Origin of the sequence: Neobacillus vireti (assembly GCF_036962465.1) — a bacterium.
GTDB lineage: Bacteria > Bacillota > Bacilli > Bacillales > Cytobacillaceae > Neobacillus > Neobacillus vireti_B.
Map to the genome: position 1 here is coordinate 43,487 of NZ_JBALNF010000003.1, position 18,557 is coordinate 62,043.

At 38.9% G+C, this 18,557-nt stretch carries 12 protein-coding genes; 2 read left to right on the forward strand and 10 right to left on the reverse strand.

Going from position 1 to position 18,557, the window contains the following annotated elements:
• Positions 1–10 precede the first annotated feature (10 nt).
• Positions 11–2,119 (forward strand): MMPL family transporter, encoded by a 2,109-nt coding sequence (locus V7077_RS01855; RefSeq protein WP_335498139.1) that lies wholly within the window; start codon positions 11–13, stop codon positions 2,117–2,119.
• A 152-nt stretch (positions 2,120–2,271) separates the two neighbouring features.
• Entirely contained in the window at positions 2,272–3,513 is a 1,242-nt protein-coding gene (locus V7077_RS01860; protein ID WP_335498140.1) for an aminopeptidase, read from the forward strand.
• Between the two features lie 71 nt (positions 3,514–3,584).
• On the opposite strand, the gene V7077_RS01865 is transcribed toward V7077_RS01860, so the two are convergent.
• The 10 genes from V7077_RS01865 to V7077_RS01910 all read right to left on the reverse strand — a co-directional run bounded on the left by V7077_RS01865 (position 3,585) and on the right by V7077_RS01910 (position 18,420).
• Entirely contained in the window at positions 3,585–5,276 is a 1,692-nt protein-coding gene (locus V7077_RS01865; protein WP_335498141.1) for a glycerol-3-phosphate dehydrogenase/oxidase, read from the reverse strand.
• Between the two features lie 186 nt (positions 5,277–5,462).
• Positions 5,463–6,953: a glycerol kinase GlpK gene (glpK, locus tag V7077_RS01870; RefSeq protein ID WP_335498142.1), complete on the reverse strand. Its 1,491-nt coding sequence runs from the start codon at positions 6,951–6,953 to the stop codon at positions 5,463–5,465.
• A 33-nt stretch (positions 6,954–6,986) separates the two neighbouring features.
• Positions 6,987–7,811, reverse strand: coding sequence for an MIP/aquaporin family protein (locus V7077_RS01875; RefSeq protein WP_335498143.1), 825 nt, complete (start codon positions 7,809–7,811; stop codon positions 6,987–6,989).
• Between the two features lie 212 nt (positions 7,812–8,023).
• Entirely contained in the window at positions 8,024–8,572 is a 549-nt protein-coding gene (locus tag V7077_RS01880) for a glycerol-3-phosphate responsive antiterminator (protein WP_335498144.1), read from the reverse strand.
• Positions 8,573–8,696: 124 nt separating this feature from the next.
• Positions 8,697–9,839, reverse strand: a complete 1,143-nt coding sequence (locus V7077_RS01885) for a mannitol-1-phosphate 5-dehydrogenase (protein ID WP_335498145.1) — start codon at positions 9,837–9,839, stop codon at positions 8,697–8,699.
• A gap of 5 nt (positions 9,840–9,844) precedes the next feature.
• A complete protein-coding gene (locus V7077_RS01890; protein ID WP_335498146.1) occupies positions 9,845–11,935 on the reverse strand; it encodes a BglG family transcription antiterminator in 2,091 nt (696 codons plus the stop codon).
• Between the two features lie 140 nt (positions 11,936–12,075).
• Complete coding sequence (locus V7077_RS01895) at positions 12,076–13,980, reverse strand: PTS mannitol transporter subunit IICBA (RefSeq protein WP_335498147.1); 1,905 nt, start codon at positions 13,978–13,980, stop codon at positions 12,076–12,078.
• 226 nt (positions 13,981–14,206) lie between these two features.
• Positions 14,207–14,644, reverse strand: coding sequence for a PTS sugar transporter subunit IIA (locus tag V7077_RS01900; protein ID WP_335498148.1), 438 nt, complete (start codon positions 14,642–14,644; stop codon positions 14,207–14,209).
• Between the two features lie 2 nt (positions 14,645–14,646).
• Positions 14,647–16,767: a BglG family transcription antiterminator gene (locus tag V7077_RS01905; RefSeq protein ID WP_335498149.1), complete on the reverse strand. Its 2,121-nt coding sequence runs from the start codon at positions 16,765–16,767 to the stop codon at positions 14,647–14,649.
• 195 nt (positions 16,768–16,962) lie between these two features.
• Positions 16,963–18,420 (reverse strand): PTS mannitol transporter subunit IICB, encoded by a 1,458-nt coding sequence (locus V7077_RS01910; protein ID WP_335498150.1) that lies wholly within the window; start codon positions 18,418–18,420, stop codon positions 16,963–16,965.
• Positions 18,421–18,557 lie beyond the last annotated feature (137 nt).

Genomic DNA, 18,557 nt, shown 5'->3' on the forward strand with positions numbered 1-18,557 from the left:
GAGTAAATGTATGAAAAATCTTCTTCAAGCGATTACTGACCGGGTAACAACCAAAAAAGGAATGTGGATTACACTTTCTTCCTGGCTAATTCTCACTATGCTTTTAGCTGTCTTTGCTCCAAGTGTAAGAGATTATGAGGTTTCTAATATTGCTTCACTTCCGGATGACGCACAATCCGTCATTGCCCAAAAGAAAGTTGACCAATATTTTAAAAATAATGATGGGCTTCCGGCCATATTAGTCTTCCAAAGGAAAACTGGAGAAATCAACCTGAATGATCTAACGAAGCTCTTAGATCAGGTTAAAAATGAAAAAATTAAAGGAGTACAACAAGTAGTCTCCTTATCAGCATTGCCTCCTCAGGCTGCGGCTGGTTTCTTTTCCACTGATAAGACGACAGCCATCATTCCTTTGACATTTGATTCATTCCTAGAAACAAAGGAAGTGAAAAAGTCAATTGAGGAAATTACTAAGATTACCAACGACACAACAGATTTAAAATTGTATGTGACCGGACCCGCAGGGATTGCAACAGATACACTTGACCTTTTCTCCCGTGCTGATTTAGTCCTGATCTTCTCTACCGTTGGTTTAATCCTTCTATTATTAATTATTATCTATCGCTCGCCATTACTGGCACTCATTCCACTCCTTGCGGCAGTCTTTGTCTATGAGGTGGTGACTCAAACACTCGGATTGCTGGGAAAAGCAGGACTCGTCATGACCAGCCAAACCGTATCAATAATGTCGATCCTTCTCTTTGCCGCCGTGATTGACTATTCACTATTTGTTTTCTCACGTTTCCGTGAGGAGCTGAAAACCTATGAAAATAAATATGAAGCTATGAAAGAAGCAATGAGGGAAACAGGTACGCCTGTATTCTTCTCAGGGGGAACTGTACTCGCCGCAATGCTTGTGTTATTTTTTGCAAAGTCGGGCGACTATCATAATTTTGCTCCTACCTTCGCCACAACGATGCTAATTATTATGCTTGCTTCAATTACACTTGTACCGGCCTTGTTTACCCTCTTTGGCAGAAAGTCCTTCTGGCCTAAAGTTCCAAAGGTAGGGGATTCTCCAATTAATCAACATTCCCTTTGGAGTAAAGCAGGCCGTTTTGTTGCCAATAAACCCGGTCTCTCCGTTGCTGCGATCGGTATCTTGCTTCTCTTAGCTGCAAGTAATATGTTTAATCTTAAATATGAATTTGACACCATGAAGTCTTTCCCTAAAGATATGCCATCCCGATTAGGCTATGAGATTTTAGAGAAGAAGTTTGAAAAAGGGGATCTGGCTCCCACAACCGTTATTTTGGAGTCACCAAAGCCTGTGACGGTTGAACAACAAGAGAAATTAAAAAAAGTTCTCTCAAATCAGCCGCTTGTTAGCAGTGTCCGCGTTAACGGAATAACAGAGGACCAAAAGGTGATTAACTACAGCCTGACCTTTAAGGGAAATCCATATTTCACTTCGACCATCGATGCAATGGAAAAAGTTATTAATAAATCCGGAAAAATAATCGACAACAGTGGTGTGGATGGAAAGCTTTATTTTGCAGGAGAAACGGCTTCCAAAGTAGATGACCGCGCGACCAATAATCGAGATGTACTGGTCATTGTCCTGCTCGAGACAATCTTAATTTTTGCCATGTTAATTATCTTAACCAAGTCGTTTAAGATGCCTATTTATATGATGGGGACCATCTTAATTTCCTTCCTTGCTGCACTTGGTTTAGGTACGTTTTTAAGCAATTTGTTTTTCGATATCAGCACCGTCAGTGACCGCGTCCCCCTATATGCGTTTGTTTTCTTGGTAGCGCTCGGCATTGACTACAATATTATGCTAATCTCAAGATTCCAAGAGGAACAAAAGAAACATACCGTAAAGGAAGCAGTGGAAATTGCTGTTGCCAGCACAGGTGGAGTCATTTCATCCGCAGGCATCATCCTTGCTGCAACTTTTGCCGTCTTGATGACCCAGCCTATTCAATTATTATTTGTTTTCGGTTTCATTGTTGCTGTTGGAATTCTGCTTGATACCTTCTTAATTAGAGGAATCTTACTACCCGGTTTAATTGTATTACTGGAAAAAGATAAAAAAGCAAGCGAGAGCAGGTAAATCTCTACTTTTAAAGGTCAGTCCTTCACCTCTGAAAGACTGACCTCTTTTAAAATCAAACTCACGATTAGGAAGATAGGACTTAGTTCCTGGAAAATTTCGCATACTATGCTAGTATAGTTATTGATTGTAAATGAATGGAGGGAAACAAAATGCTGCCTAACTTTGAAGAAAATCTACATAAATATGCAAGATTACTTGTTGCAAAAGGAATCAATGTTCAGCCTGGCGATTGGGTTAAAATGACGATTACCGTTGACCAAGCTCCTTTAGCACGTTATATCACCAAAGAAGCCTATGAACTAGGGGCTGAAAAAGTCATTATTAAATGGTCAGATGATGAAATTAGTAAACTGAATTACTTACATCAACCAGTAGAAGTACTAACCAACATCCCTGAATACGAAATTCAGGAATCTGAAGACCATGTTTTAAATCATCGTGTCAGCCGGCTTTCAATTGTTTCAAGTGATCCTGGTTTATTAAACGAAGTGGATCCGGCTAAAATTGCTGCCTACCAAAATAAAGCCGGAAAGGCCTTCAAAGCTCAACGTGTAGCCACACAAAATGATGATTTAAAATGGACGGTTGCTGCAGCAGCCGGAGCAGGCTGGGCAGCTAAGGTATTCCCTGACTTAGCCACCTCGGAAGAGCAAGTGGATGCCCTTTGGGACCAAATATTTAAAACCTGCCGTGTGTATGCAGATGACCCAGTAGCAGCTTGGGATGAACACAAGCAGACATTGAATGATAAAGCAGCAAAATTAAATGAGATTCAGTTTGATGCTTTGCATTACACGGCCCCTGGTACGGATTTGACTTTAGGCCTGCCTAAAAATCATATTTGGATGAGTGCGGAAGCCCATAATCCAAAAGGTGAAGAATTTATCGCTAATATGCCAACAGAAGAGGTTTATACAGCACCTGATACACACCGTATGGATGGAGTCGTACGCAGTACAAAGCCGCTTAGCTATGCTGGTACATTAATAGAAGGCATTGAGGTACACTTTAAAGACGGAAAGATCGTTGATATTTCCGCTGAAAAAGGCGATGAAACGATTAAGAATTTGGTTTTTGACAACGAAGGCGGAACCGGCTTGGGTGAAGTTGCTCTTGTTCCAGACCCATCCCCTATTTCTCAATCCGGGATAACCTTCTTTACTACTCTATATGATGAGAATGCATCCAACCACTTGGCCATAGGGGCAGCTTATCCTACGACGATTCAAGGCGGTACAAAGATGAGTGAAGAAGAATTATTAAAACATGGCATGAATACTTCGACTGTTCATGTCGATTTCATGATCGGTTCTGACAAAATGAATATTGATGGCATTAAACAAGATGGTACTATAGTTCCCATTTTCCGTAATGGGGATTGGGCAATCTAGTTTGATCAAAAAAACAATCCAGTTTTATTAAGCTGGATTGTTTTTTATGTGCCATATTGAAAAGGGAATATTTAGTCCCCGTTAACTACACGAAGTGGTACATCTTGTTCATCTAAAGGGATCATAGCATCTGTTAAATTTTTTTCGAGTAATAGTAAATAATTATTTTTAACTTGTTCCGTCCAGTTTAGTTTATCAGCCATGCAGGCAATCACCTGATTTTTCCACCTTTGCACTGTTTGAATATCAAACAAAATAGCTCCAGTACGGCGGTTAAAGAAATCAATTGGTGTTACAACCATTTCATGTTCAATTCCATAAATTAATTTTGCAAAAAGAGGCAGCGGTAAGTTATATTTCACTGCATCAGCTACATTCTCCTTAAGAATGTTAAAAACAGCAGCTGCGTTCGAGCCATAGATTCTTGATAAATGTTCCGCTTCTGCTTTTGTTAGTCCGGCTTCCTCTCCTGCTTTAAGCATCTTAGCAACATAACTATTAAAATTACTTGAACCTCCCACATCTCCACCAGAAATCGGCAGATGCTTTGTTTGACAAGGTGAGAAACTTCGGGATTCTTCTAATTGAAATATAGCTACTAATCGATCAACCACAATTTCAGCCATTTTACGATAACCCGTTAATTTCCCTCCAGCAATTGTAAGTAATCCTGATTCAGATTCCCAAATCTCATCTTTTCGAGAGATCTCAGACGCACTTTTTCCTTCTTCATAAATCAGCGGGCGCACACCTGCCCAGCTTGATTCAATATCATTCTCGCTTATCTTTACTTCTGGGAACATATAATTGATAGCATTGATAATATAATTCCGATCAGCAACCGTCATGTTAGGATTTACTGCATCCTCATTATAGAAAGTATCAGTTGTTCCAACATACGCCTTACCATCACGAGGAATCGCAAATACCATTCTGCCATCAGGTGTATCAAAGTATATAGCTTGTTTTAAAGGGAATCGTGACTGATCAATCACAAGGTGGACACCTTTAGACAGCTGCAGCACTTTTCCTTTTTTTGACTGGTCCATTTCACGGATCTTATCAACCCACGGTCCGGCAGCATTGACGACCTTTTTTGCATGGATTTCGTATTTATAACCGGTTAACAGATCTTGTACAAGTGCTCCAATCACTTTTCCATTGTTGTAAAGCAACTTCATTACTTTTGTATAATTGCTGGCAGTGGCACCTTTTTCAACGGCAGCCTTCATTACCTCAATCGTCAGACGGGCATCGTCTGTACGATATTCTACATAATAACCGCCTCCCTTTAATCCTAATTTCTTCACCAATGGTTCTTTGGCAAGTGTCTCTTCAACTGAAAGCATTTTTCTGCGTTCTTGCTTTTTCACTCCCGCTAAAAAATCATAAACCCGCAGGCCGATGGATGTACTAAACTTACCAAAAGTTCCCCCTTGGTGGATCGGTAATAACATCCATTCTGGTGTCGTTACATGGGGACCATTCTCATAAACGATGGCCCGTTCTTTTCCAACCTCCGCTACCATCTTTATTTCAAATTGTTTTAAATATCGTAAGCCGCCATGAACGAGTTTTGTTGATCTGCTTGATGTACCAGCTGCAAAATCCTGCATGTCAACAAGAGCCGCTTTCAATCCACGTGATTCGGCATCCAAGGCTATCCCTGCACCGGTTATACCGCCTCCAATAACTAATACATCAAATGTTTCACCTTTTAATTTATTGACTATCTCTTCTCGATGTAAGGTTGAAAATTTCATCGTCTCTTCCTCCCGATTACGTGTCTTATTATTTACATATGCATTGAAATATAGGATGGAAATAGAAAAAGACCACAAAATACATTATCCAATTGCGATAATGTTTTTGTGGTCTCTCCGACTTCTCCTGACAAATATTAACTTAGGTTTATCTTAACATATTGAATCATCATGATACAACTAATATTATTTGAAGGCCATTGCAGCTTTAACTGCCTTTTTCCAGCCATCATATAGATTGTTTCGATTGTCGTCTGTCATTTTTGGATCAAACTTACAGTCTACCGCCCATTGTTTTGCGATTTCCTCTTGGCTTTCCCAGAAACCGACTGCCAGACCCGCTAAATAAGCAGCTCCCAATGCAGTTGTTTCGTTTACAACCGGACGTTCAACCGGGACGTTTAATAGATCACTTTGGAACTCCATTAAAAAGTTATTTTTTACAGCACCGCCATCAACACGAAGTGCTTTCAGTTCTATTCCAGAATCTGCTTCCATTGCGGATAATACATCCTTTGTTTGATAGGCTAATGACTCAAGCGTTGCCCGGATCAAGTGTTCCTTCGATGTTCCCCTTGTTAAACCAAACACAGCTCCGCGGACATCACTATCCCAATAAGGTGTTCCTAATCCAACAAAAGCAGGGACGACATACACACCTTCAGTAGATTCAACCCTTTTTGCATATTCCTCACTATCTTTGGCGTCCTTGAACATTCGTAAGCCGTCACGCAGCCATTGGATGGCTGAACCTGCTACGAAAATACTGCCTTCCAGTGCATATTCTACTTTGCCATTTAATCCCCAGGCAAGGGTAGTTAATAAGCCATGTTCAGACCGAACTGCTTTTTCTCCCGTATTCATTAACATAAAGCAGCCTGTGCCATATGTGTTTTTAGCCATTCCGTCTTCAAAACAAGCCTGCCCAAACAATGCTGCCTGCTGATCGCCTGCCACTCCTGCGATCGGAATTTCTTTGCCAAAGAAATGGTAATCAACGGTGTTTGCATAAACCTCTGATGAAGGGCGTACATCTGGAAGCATTGATTTTGGAACCCCTAGTATTTCTAATAATTCATCGTCCCATTTAAGGTCATAAATATTAAACATGAGTGTACGAGATGCATTAGAATAATCGGTTACATGAGCACGGCCTCCGGAGAGCTTCCAAATCAGCCATGTATCGATGGTGCCAAACAAAAGCTTGCCCTGCTCAGCTTTGTCGCGCGCACCTTCTATATTGTCAAGAATCCATTTCACTTTGGTTCCGGAAAAATAGGCATCGATGAGAAGCCCTGTCTTTTCACGGAAAAGATCATTATATCCCTTCTCTTTCAGCTGTTCACAAATTTCACTTGTCTGGCGAGACTGCCAAACAAGTGCATTGTATACAGGCTCTCCCGTTTCCTTATCCCATACAACCGTGGTTTCACGCTGATTGGTGATGCCGATTCCAGATATCTGTTCAGGTTTGATGCCTGACTCAGAGAGCACACCTGCTATGACAGAAAGAATGGAACCCCAAATTTCATTTGCGTTATGTTCCACCCATCCTGGCTTCGGAAAGTGCTGTGTAAATTCCTTTTGAGCAGTATGAACAATTTCTCCATTTTTATTAAAAAGAATAGCTCTTGAGCTTGTTGTACCTTGATCTAAAGCTAAAATATACTTTTCCATGATAAATTCCCCCATTTATAAAATATCTTACTATTAAGCTACTTGGTTAGCCTGACTTCTAAGAGAACTCTGCTTTTTACTAGTTACAAATGAAAGTAATAGGACCACAACACTGATTCCTAATACAATCCAAAGAGACCCTGTTGCTTTTCCTAAAAAGACTGTTTTATAAAAAACTGCACCAAGGCTGCCGCCTAAAAGCGGGCCGACAACCGGAATCCATGAATAGCCCCAATTAGAACTTCCCTTTCCACTGATTGGCAATAAGAAGTGAGCAATTCGCGGACCAAGGTCACGGGCTGGATTGATTGCATAACCAGTTGTCCCACCTAAAGACATCCCGATGACTACAATTAATAAACCGACTGCAAGTGGATTTAATCCTTCTGTAAATTTATTTGCTCCAATAAATAATAGACCAAGAACAAGGATAAAGGTACCAATCATTTCACTTAATAGATTTGAAAAAGTATGCGATATAGCAGGACTTGTCGCAAATACCCCAAGCTTTGTTGCAGGATCGTCCGTCTCCTTCCAGTGAGGCAGGTAATGTAAATAAATTAACACCGATCCTAAAATAGCGCCAAACATTTGTGCCAAAATATAGGACGGCACATCAGACCAAGGAAAATCTCCATTTAGTGCTAAGGCTATTGTGACAGCCGGGTTTAAGTGAGCTCCACTAACCGAACCTACCGCAAAAACCCCCATTGTTACTGCAAGTCCCCAAGCAACTGTAATTACGATCCATCCCGCATTATTGGAATATGACTTCTTTAAAGAAGAGCCAGCCCCAATTCCTGTGCCAAACACAATAAGAATCATTGTTCCAATCATTTCCCCAACGAATGGTGTCATTTTTCTTTCCCTCTCTCTTTTATATTATTTTTCCTGTTACGTCTAGGCTGTAAACGAAAAAAAAGAGATTCACAACAGAATGAACCCATTAATGGGTCTCTGTGTGAATCTCCTTATCTCCGTCACAAAATATTAACTTAAGACGAGTATAGTACAAGGATGAAAGCGGTGTCAATACTTTTTTATGATTAAAATAGTATTAAAGTTAAAAACTAATTGGCAAATAGGTTCCATAACTCTTTTTTAGATGTGGTAATTCCAGAGGCACCGGCTTCTAATGCTGCATAAACGTCTTCAGATGTTCGAATGAGTCCTCCAGCTAATATAGGTGTTTTCACTCGTTCTTTTACTTCTGTTATCATTTTAGGCATTGCTCCAGGAAGTACTTCAATATAATCTGGCTGTGTTTTTTCAATCAGCTTGTAGCTTTTTTCAAGGGCATGACTATCAATTAAAAAAATCCTTTGCACTGCAACTACACCTTTTTGCTTTGCCTTTTGGATGACACTTGACTTGGTTGAAATTAATCCATAAGGCTTGAATTCTTGGCAGATATATTCGGTTGCATATTCATCATTTTTAATTCCATGGATTAAATCAACATGATAAATCATTTTTTTATTGTGTTGCCTTGCCATTAAGTTAATATTTTTTAGCTGCGCTATGTGCATATCTAAATAAACACCGATTTCAAATGGGCTTTTTAGGAATTTCTCAAATTCCTTCATATTCCCTGAAGCAGGTAATATCTTTTGTTCCAAATGACTCAATCCCCTTTGTACCAACTTTTCTACTATCTTAAAGAGAAAATCTTTATTATTCAATAGCAAAAAAAGGGTCAGCCTCCCGCTCCTTTACAAGCAACGAGGGACTGACCCCTTTCTTTTATTTCTTTAACAAATCATAATACCTGATTACTTCTTCTGTAATTTTACTATTTTCAGTCAAGCCGCTCACTTCTTTTAAGACAGCTGGGAGTCCGTTTTCCTTTATCATAGCTTGCAGCTTTACAGCCTCTGGGTCTTCTTGGTAATCAAACAGCAAAGCGGAAGCAATTGCCCTTGCAAGATTGGAATAGGAAAGTCCAGCTTTATTTGCTTCAACAGCAGGACGTACGAGACGATCATTAGGACCAAGCTTACGCAGAGGCGAACGCCCTACTCTAGTCACATCATCATTTAAATAAGCGTTTTGGAAACGATGAATAATCTTATCGATGTATTGGTTATGTTCTTCAGGATTTAAACCATATTGATGAATGAGATAAGCACCTGTTTCACCCAGCGTTGCTTGTACTTGTTTTACTATTTCCTCATCTGCTAATGTCTGGTCAATCGTGGACTTCTTCTCAAGATATCCCAAGTACGCAATCACAGCATGACCTGTGTTTACGGTAAATAATTTCCGTTCGATAAAAGGAGCAAGATCAGCAACCATTTTCATCCCTTCAACAGATGGAATGTTTTCGCTGGTTTCTACTACCCATTCATAATAAGGTTCTACCAAAACATCAAGTGATCCTTGATTGTTTTGAAGAGGAACGATTCGGTCAACTGCTGAATTAAAGAAGTATACTTTACCTTCTAATTTCTCCTTGGTTTCATTATCTAAATGTTCAAAGATAAACCCTTTTAATAAGTCGGTAGCTGAAATTTGATTTTCGCATGCGATTACATAGAGCTTTTCATCATTATTCTTTACTCTTTCGGCCAATCCCTTAGCAATTAACGGTGCAATATGCGGAAGAATATTCGGTCCAATCGCAGTGGTTAGATAGACAGCTTGTTTGATGGCTTCGATTACTTCCCTTTCTTGCGTCATATTATTTAATCCAGAAACATTCTGGATCATCATACTTTCTTGTTCAACCGTGGCTAATTTTACTTGGTATTGTTTTTCCTCATTTAACTGGTTAATGATTTGATCGGCAATATCAACAAAGGTAACATGATAGCCAGACTGTGAAAAAAGCGCCCCAATAAATCCTCTTCCTATGTTCCCTGCTCCAAAATGAACTGCTAGTTTCATTCTTATCATTCCTTTATAATTTTTGTTTGGAGATAATGTAAAAAAATCGCCTCTAATTTTGCACGAATCACTTGCTCATTTGCTGATGAAAAAATCATAATCGCTTCTTGGTTTTCAATCAAACTAGTGCTAATCAAGCTTACAATTTCCTGCTCTCTCACGCTTAATTCCTCCGGAGCGAGCAGTAATAGTAAGGTTTTCATGGACATATCCTGTCCATCCATACCTTTAATCATAATCGGTTCTTGTAGAGGTGAGATTTGAAAAATAAGTTCATGAATATTCTTATCTCTGCAATGGAAAAGTCCCATTCCCGTACCCGGTATCCCCAGGCCGCCTTTTCTTTCCCGCTCCCTTAACGAGGCAAGGACATCTATGCTTGAGGTTAAAAGCTTTTGTTTTTGGATCGTAATGACCATTTCCGCCAACACTTTTTCATGATCCTTTACCTGTTGCATTTTATAAACCTTGAAATTAGTTAATACAGCCTCAATACTTTTTTGTACATCCTTCAGCATGTTTAACACTTCAAAAATGGTTCCATTTGGTTTAACATCCGTCACAAAGGCATTGGTTTCTGATAAGGGTAGATAACTCCTTTTTTCCGTTACCTTTTTTAGATTATTTTTTAAGAAGTTCCTAATGGTGATAATGTTCTCCTCTGTTAAAAGTGGAGAAACCAAAAGATAATCAATATCTAAAAAAGGGAGCTTTACGGTCGAAATGATTAGATCAAACCTTTTCAAACTTGTTTGATTCTGAATTTCTTTTATTGATTTTATTTCAAAATGGTCAATCCCATTGATTTCTTTTTTTATCCTGCTTGCTAACATTTTAGATGTCCCAATACCTGTAGGACAAACAATTAATGCATTTATTGATAATTTCTCTTCCCGCATTACTAAGGCAGACCCAAAATGAAGAACAATAAAGGCAATTTCATCATCTGGGATAGAATCAAGATCCGTAAACTGCTTTTCAACACTATTTTTAACTGCCAAAAACAGAAAAGGATACTTCTGTTTTATTTCCTCTTTTAAAGGATTAAACAATCCCATTTGTTGTTTGATACGATACAGGGATGGTTCCATATGAGCTAAGAGCCCCTGATACAAGGAAAAATCATTCGTGAGATCGATATGCAACTGTGATGAAACATCCTGTATGAGGGTCTTTACCATTTTACTAAGAACAAGGCTGTCATAAGGCACAACATCCACTGACTGAAGCTTAGAACCCTTTAAGATGCCAGCCAAATAAATCAGATCTTGTTCCGTAAATGTTACCGAGAACGCTTCTTCAAGCTGCCCGCATATTTCTTTAATGAGGTTATATTCTGTCGGCAGATTCATAGACTCTGAATCCTTTTCTAGCAGGAAGAGTGCATCTGTCCGTTGCATGGTTATACCGATATGTACAATAAGTCCGATATAATCATTATCGGCCAAACGCTGCTGTGTACTATTAAATATAGTATTTACGAGTCGATCGATTACAGCGATATATTCAGGAAGAAAGTAGTTCACAACTAATTCTTGAGTATATTTTCCGTTTTCCAATAAAAACAAACTCTCAATTAACTCTTCATAAAAATACAACAAAAAGTAGCTTGCCAGTGCTTTTCGTTTAGCTGACTCTGCTCCCGTAAGATCAACGCCAACTCCTCTTTTTCGAGTAATCGTCACATTAAAAGGGCTTAACCAATCCGTCAATTCCTCTATATAGTTCGTTATCGTTACATTACTAACACCAAGTTCCATTGCTAAAGATTGAATTTTAAAGGCATCCTCTTGCATCAAGACAATCAGCAGCTGCAATTTCTTTTCTTCCGGAGTTTGATCGATTGGAACCATACTCGTTATCTTCTGTACTAACCGAAAGATATTTTCGTTCTTACCTTCAATCCTAAGCCCTGTTTCCAGATGACGTATTAAGTGAAGATCAAACATCTGAAGGATCTTTTCTACTCCGCTTAAATCACGGTGAACTGTACGGCCGCTTACATTTAAGTGATTCGCCAGGGATGCTGCTGTTTGTTTTCCAGATGTTTTAACCAGTAATTCAATAATGGCCTTTTCCCTAGTTGTTATATACATGCTACCAGCTCGTTTCTGTGATAGTAACTATATGAGAACTTATCGATCGGTAAGTATAATAAATGAGGATGGAGGCATTTTCTAAAAAAGTGAATAGAAAAGCAGCAGAACGGCTTTTCTATTCACAAACAACTCTATATTTACTTATCATTTAAAATGTCGATAATCTCTCTGGCTGATTTTGCCTCAACTAATTTTTCAATATTTGCCATATCTGAACATGTAACGGCAATTCCCGATAAGATTTCAAGATGTGTACCATCTTTGCCGGCAATACCGAAAATTAATCGAACCTTTTGACCATCAAAATCGACCCCGTTTGGTACTTGTAATACGGTAAATCCGGAATTTAAGACATCCTTTTTCGCCTCTTCTGTTCCGTGCGGGATCGCTACATCATTCCCCATATAAGTTGACGTCATTTCATCTCTTGCGATCATGGCATCAATATAGCTTTCTTTTACGTAGCCAGCCTTTACCAACGCTCTTCCTGCAAAACGAATCGCCTCTTCTTTTGTAGTGAATGACTGATTTAAGAAGATATTCTCCTCAAGAAGTAATGCATCATTCGCTTGATTGCTTCCATCAGGAACATTTGCTTCCGCATCTTCTACCATTTCTTGAAGTTCAGCTGTTTCTGGATTTTTAAGCTGGTTAATTAATTTGTCATATTCTGGACTCGATAAGAAATTTTCAACTGAAATGTGGTATGCATTTGGCAATTTATTCTGTGCTCTTGGTGTTAACTCTTCTTGTGTAACAACAATTTGAGCATCAGCCGGTAAATTACTGATAGCTGTATTTGTAACCGAAATATTCAATCCAGCTTCTTTAACTTTTTTCCGCAGCAGGGATGCACCCATCGCACTTGATCCCATTCCTGCATCACAAGCAAACACAATCTTGTTTACTGTTTCAGGCATTGCAGCGGAAGTAGCAGAAAAGACATTCGAAACCGAACTTTTCTTTCCTTTCAATTCCTGCATTTTTTTTGCAGCTTCTTCAATATCTTCATCTTGTTGTTTACCTGTTTTAAGAACAAAAGATGAAACAACAAACGAAACAATTCCTGCTACAAGCACCCCTGCCAGGTTGGCAAGATATGTGCCTGCATGATGCGGAGTGACGGCCATAATAGCAAGGATACTACCCGGTGATGCAGGAGCAAGTAATCCACCGCCTAAAAGGACTAATGTAAAAACGCCGCTCATTCCACCTAGGATAACTGCTAGAAACAGCATCGGACGCATTAAGATATAAGGGAAGTAGATTTCATGAATTCCACCAAAGAATTGAATAATCGCTGCACCTGGCGCTGTTCTTTTTGCTGTACCTTTTCCAAAAATACAGTATGCTAACAGGACTCCGATACCAGGCCCTGGATTTGCTTCAAGAAGAAACAATAATGATTTTCCTGTTGTTTTTGCTTGCTCTACGCCGATCGGTGATAATACACCATGGTTAATCGCGTTATTTAAGAATAAAATTTTGGCAGGTTCAATTATAATACTTGTTAATGGCAATAATCCTGTACTTACCAGCCAATCAACACCTGCAACAAGCCAACCTGTAAATACATCCACGGCTGGACCAATTGCTAAGAAAGATAGAATTGCCAGCAGCCCGCCTAGGATACCTGCTGAAAAGTTGTTCACAAGCATTTCGAAGCCTGCTTTAATTTTCCCTTCAACAGATTGGTCAAATTTCTTAATGACCAAACCTCCGAAAGGTCCCATGATCATGGCCCCTAAGAACATTGGAATATCTGTTCCGACAATAACCCCCATTGTTGCGATTGCCCCAACTACTCCTCCACGTTGGTCATGCACAAGCTTACCACCTGTGTACCCTATCAATAGTGGCAGTAAGTATGTAACCATTGGACCGACCATTTTGGCAAGGCTTTCATTCGGAAAGAAACCAGTTGGTATAAATAAGGCTGTGATTAACCCCCATGCTATGAAAGCTGATATATTCGGCATAACCATTGAACTTAGGAAGTTACCGAACTTTTGTACAGCTACCTTTATATTAGATTGAGCCATTTGCTCTCATCCCTTCTTTGTTGTAGTACCCTATCTATAGTAAGGCACTGAATCACTGCATTCAATAAAGAGTAAAGTGAGATTTGTCACACGCAAAAGGACAAACCTATTGTTTCTCAAAGAATATTGAATATACAGCATTTCTAACAAAAAAGGTAACGCGTGGAAAGGCTTATGGCCATACCTTTCATTACTTCTTTATTTGGACATGACCGCTTCGATTGAATTAATTTACATCTTCAAAAATAGCCAAAATTTCATCTGCTGATTGGGCTGAGACAAGTCTCTCAATGTTTTCTTCTTCAGAACAAACAATGGCAATATTAGATAGTATATCCAGGTGTTCATTATCTTTTCCGGCAATTCCAATCAGAAGCTTAACGATATTCCCTGCCCCAAAGTCCACACCTTGTGGAACTTGAACAAATGATATGCCAGATTCCTTTACAAATGACTTGGAATCCTCAGTACCATGTGGAATAGCTACGAAATTACCCATATAAGTAGAAGTTAATTGTTCTCTTTCAAGCATTTTTTCAATATAGCCAGCATCCACATAACCTTTATCGACAAGAATTCCCCCAGTTAATCGAATCGCATCCTCCTTAGAATCTACGATTGTGTTTAATAGAATATTTTCTTTTGCTAAGATAGATTTTGTCATCCTTATACACTCCTTAATTCCGTTAATTTATGATCAAAAAATTGCCCCAGTCTTTCTGTTAACAATCCCGCTATACTCTCCTTGTCATTAGATTGAAAAGCCTCAATATTCTCTTCGCTTTCAATTAACAAGGAACTTAAAAAACTTAATACCTCTAACGTCTTTTCTGATGCGTTGGCAGGTGACAAAAGCAGGATGAGAAACTTCATGTTCATTTCTACACCATCCATACCGAAGACTCTTATTGGTTTATTTAGTGTCGTGATAGTAAAAATCGGCTGAATGACATGCGGGGATCGCGCATGAAATAACGCCATGGCTGTTTCGGGAATACCAATCCCTCCAAGACCTTCTCTTTCGAGGATGGCATCCACAACCTTTTCGACGTCGCTGATTCTTTGTTGCAGAAATTCCTTTTGACAGGTTACGGTTAAGATCTCTTTTACAGTTTCGTTCCCTAGTTCGGTTAAATCAAATCCCTCTAGAACGGTGGCAATCGTTCCTGCATATTCTTTTATCGTTTTCATCTCTTCAATTAACTTGGAAGTAGATCTTTTACTCTTATTCGGATTGAACGTCACCGGAAGTTGAGTTTCTGAACTGTTTACAAATTTATATTCATTAATAAAGGAGCGGATTTTTTCTATTTCATCCTTATTTAAGAATGGATTGACCACTATATACTCCCCGTTATAATCAGGTATAGGAATGGTAGATATAACAAGCTGATAATCGGTTTTATCCATTTTTTGGAATTCCATCACTGAGACGTTTTGAATGAACCTCAACTCTGGGAACTCCCTTTGTAATCTAGTTGCCAGCATTTTAGAGGTACCAATTCCACTCGAACAGACCACAAGTGTTTTAAAGCTGCCAAGGTCTTTGCTGCCCATTAGTGCTGCACCAAAATGCATAACCAGATAGCCCGTTTCCTCATCGGGAACATAAAACTCAGGAAATACCTGGTTTACCGCTTGTTTAACTAGCTCAAATAAATCGGCATAATCCTTTTTAATCTTATCTAACAAAGGGTTACTGATGCCCATCTTTTGCTTTATACGATAGATTGCTGGCTTTAGATGAACACTTAGACCTTCAAAAAGAGAGCGATTTGTTGATAAATCCATTCCAGCTAGCTTCCCTACAATTTCAATCAGCTTTTTGGTTTTTATAGCCGCCTGTAAACTAGTATCCTCGATTGAATGTTCATTTTCATGCCTTAGCTTTGCACCCTTTAAGTGCATAGTAATATAAGCGATTTCCGCTTCAGGTATACGAATAGTAAATACTCGTTCTAATTGTGATACTATTTTCTCTGCAAATTTGTATTCCTTTGTAACCTTCTGGTCCTCCAAATAGGAAAAATTGATTTTAATTCCTTCTCCTTTTTGGATTCTTTCTACAGCCAATGCTAAATGAACGACAAGACCAATATAAGCACTATCGGCCATTGAAAATGGCAGCTCTTGAACAATCGAATTAACTATGTTTTCAACAATTACCAGTTTCTTTTTTTCAACCAGTCCCATTAATCTTTCGGAAATGCTATGAATTTGCTGAGTCGACCTCATTTGAATATTATCCCGGGTTAAACTTAGGAGCTCAGATTCATCAAGGTATTCTGAAATTAACTGACTCATTGCCCTTCTTTTTGCACTTTCTTCCCCCTCAATCTCAACACCGTAGCCTCTCCTTCGAATCAGGGCTAATCCAACGGTTTTTAACCTCTCTTCGAGCTTAGTTAGGTCAGAGCTTACCGTTGCAATCGTTACATTTAAGTCTGAGGCAAGTGCGAGAAGTTTGACAGGTTCACTTGTTTCCAATAGTTCACACAGCATAATGGTTTGCCGTTCATCTGGCGTATATTCTTTATGTGATAGATTAAACAAATAAAGTTCCAGTTCTCTAATCTTATTTTGTTCGCCCGTTATTTGGACACCAACCCCTGATTTTTTTTGCAATATGAGGTTGTATTCGTCAAGAATATCTTCTATGTTTTTTAAATCTCTATGGATCGTTCTGCCGCTCACACCAATTAATTCTGCCAGGTCTTTCACGGTTGTTTCATCAGGGTTCTTTAATAGGACTTCAAGAATTTGTCTTTCTCTTGCCGAAATATACATTTCTCACCTTCCTTATGGACGACCGCGTTTCTTGAAACGATGATGTTGCCAAAATTAAAATTTGATACTTACAATATTTATTTTAAATCCACGAATTCCCTTACACAATAAAAGCTATTTATGATTTAGTCCATTGTATTGTTGACATGATTAAAACAAAAGAGTCTAGTACATCTGTCTAGACTCTTTGTTTAACTATTTTTTTAAACTATTTACTAATTCGTCATATCTAGGGCTGTTTAAAAAGTTTTCCACTGAGATATGCTTAGCATTCGGTAATTTAGCTTTTGCTCGGTCTGTTAAATCCCTATGAGTAACAACCACATCGGCATCTTCTGGTAGATTATTGATAGCAGTATTGGTAACCGTTATATCTAAACCTGCCTTTTGTACCTTATTTCTCAAAATGGAGGCCCCCATGGCACTTGATCCCATTCCCGCATCACACGCAAAGACAATCTTGTTTACATGTTCAGGTTTGATTTCATCTTGCGTTGTTAAAACAGAAGTTACTGAACTTTTCTTACCTTTCATAGCTTCCATCTTCACTGCTGCAGAAGTTAAATCCTCCTCAACTGTTGCCTTACTTGTTTTTAGAATCAATGAAGCTACTGCAAATGAGACGCCTGTTGCTACAATTACACCAGCAAGGGTTGCAAAATATCCACCTTTTGGTGTCATGGCAAGTAATGCGAAGATACTTCCTGGTGATGGAGCAGCGACAAGTCCAGCGTGAAGAACACTAAATGTAAATACTCCACTTACACCGCCGGCCATTGCTGCAAAAATTAACATCGGCTTCATTAGGATGTATGGGAAGTAAATTTCATGAATACCACCTAAGAAGTGGATGATCACCGCACCTGGTGCCGTTTGTTTGGCTGTTCCTTTACCAAATAACCAGAAAGCAAGTAAGATACCTAGTCCAGGACCAGGGTTTGTTTCTAGTAAGAATAGAATGGATTTTCCTGCTTTTGAAGCTTGCTCAATGGCCATTGGACTTAAAATACCATGGTTAATGGCATTATTTAAGAATAGTACTTTTGCTGGTTCAATAAATATGTTAGCAAGTGGCAGCATGTTATGATCGACGATAAACTGAACTCCAGATGCTAAAAATTTGCTTAATCCTTCAACAACAGGGCCAACACCTTTATAGGCTAGAAGTGTTAAAGCGCCTCCAAGAATACCAGCTGAAAAGTTATTGACTAACATTTCAAATCCTGACTTTACTTTTCCCTCAATCAGTTTGTCGAACTTCTTAATGATAAACCCGCCAAGTGGTCCCATAATCATAGCACCTAAGAACATTGGGATATCTGATCCGACAATCACACCCATTGTTGCTGTTGCCCCGACAACCCCACCACGGATATCGCCCACCATACGACCACCGGTAAAACCGATTAATAATGGCAATAAGTAAGTAATCATAGGGCCGACTAGTGTAGCGAGGTCCTTGTTAGGTATCCATCCGGTGGGAATAAATAGTGCTGTAATTAGACCCCAAGCAATAATAGCACCGATATTCGGCATGACCATACCGCTTAAATAACTTCCGAACTTCTGTATTTTAACTTTTACATCTGATTTTTCTTTAGCAGTTACGTTTGTCCCGTTTACTTCTGACTTCACTTTAACTGTTTCACTCATCAGGTTTCCCCCCACTTAATATTTTTTTATCTGTCTAGCTTTATATTAAAACGCTTTCATCCATTCATCAATTGATACTAAATTTCATTTTGTCACTGTGGTTGTTGACAACATTTATTTTTTCAAAAAACAAAAAA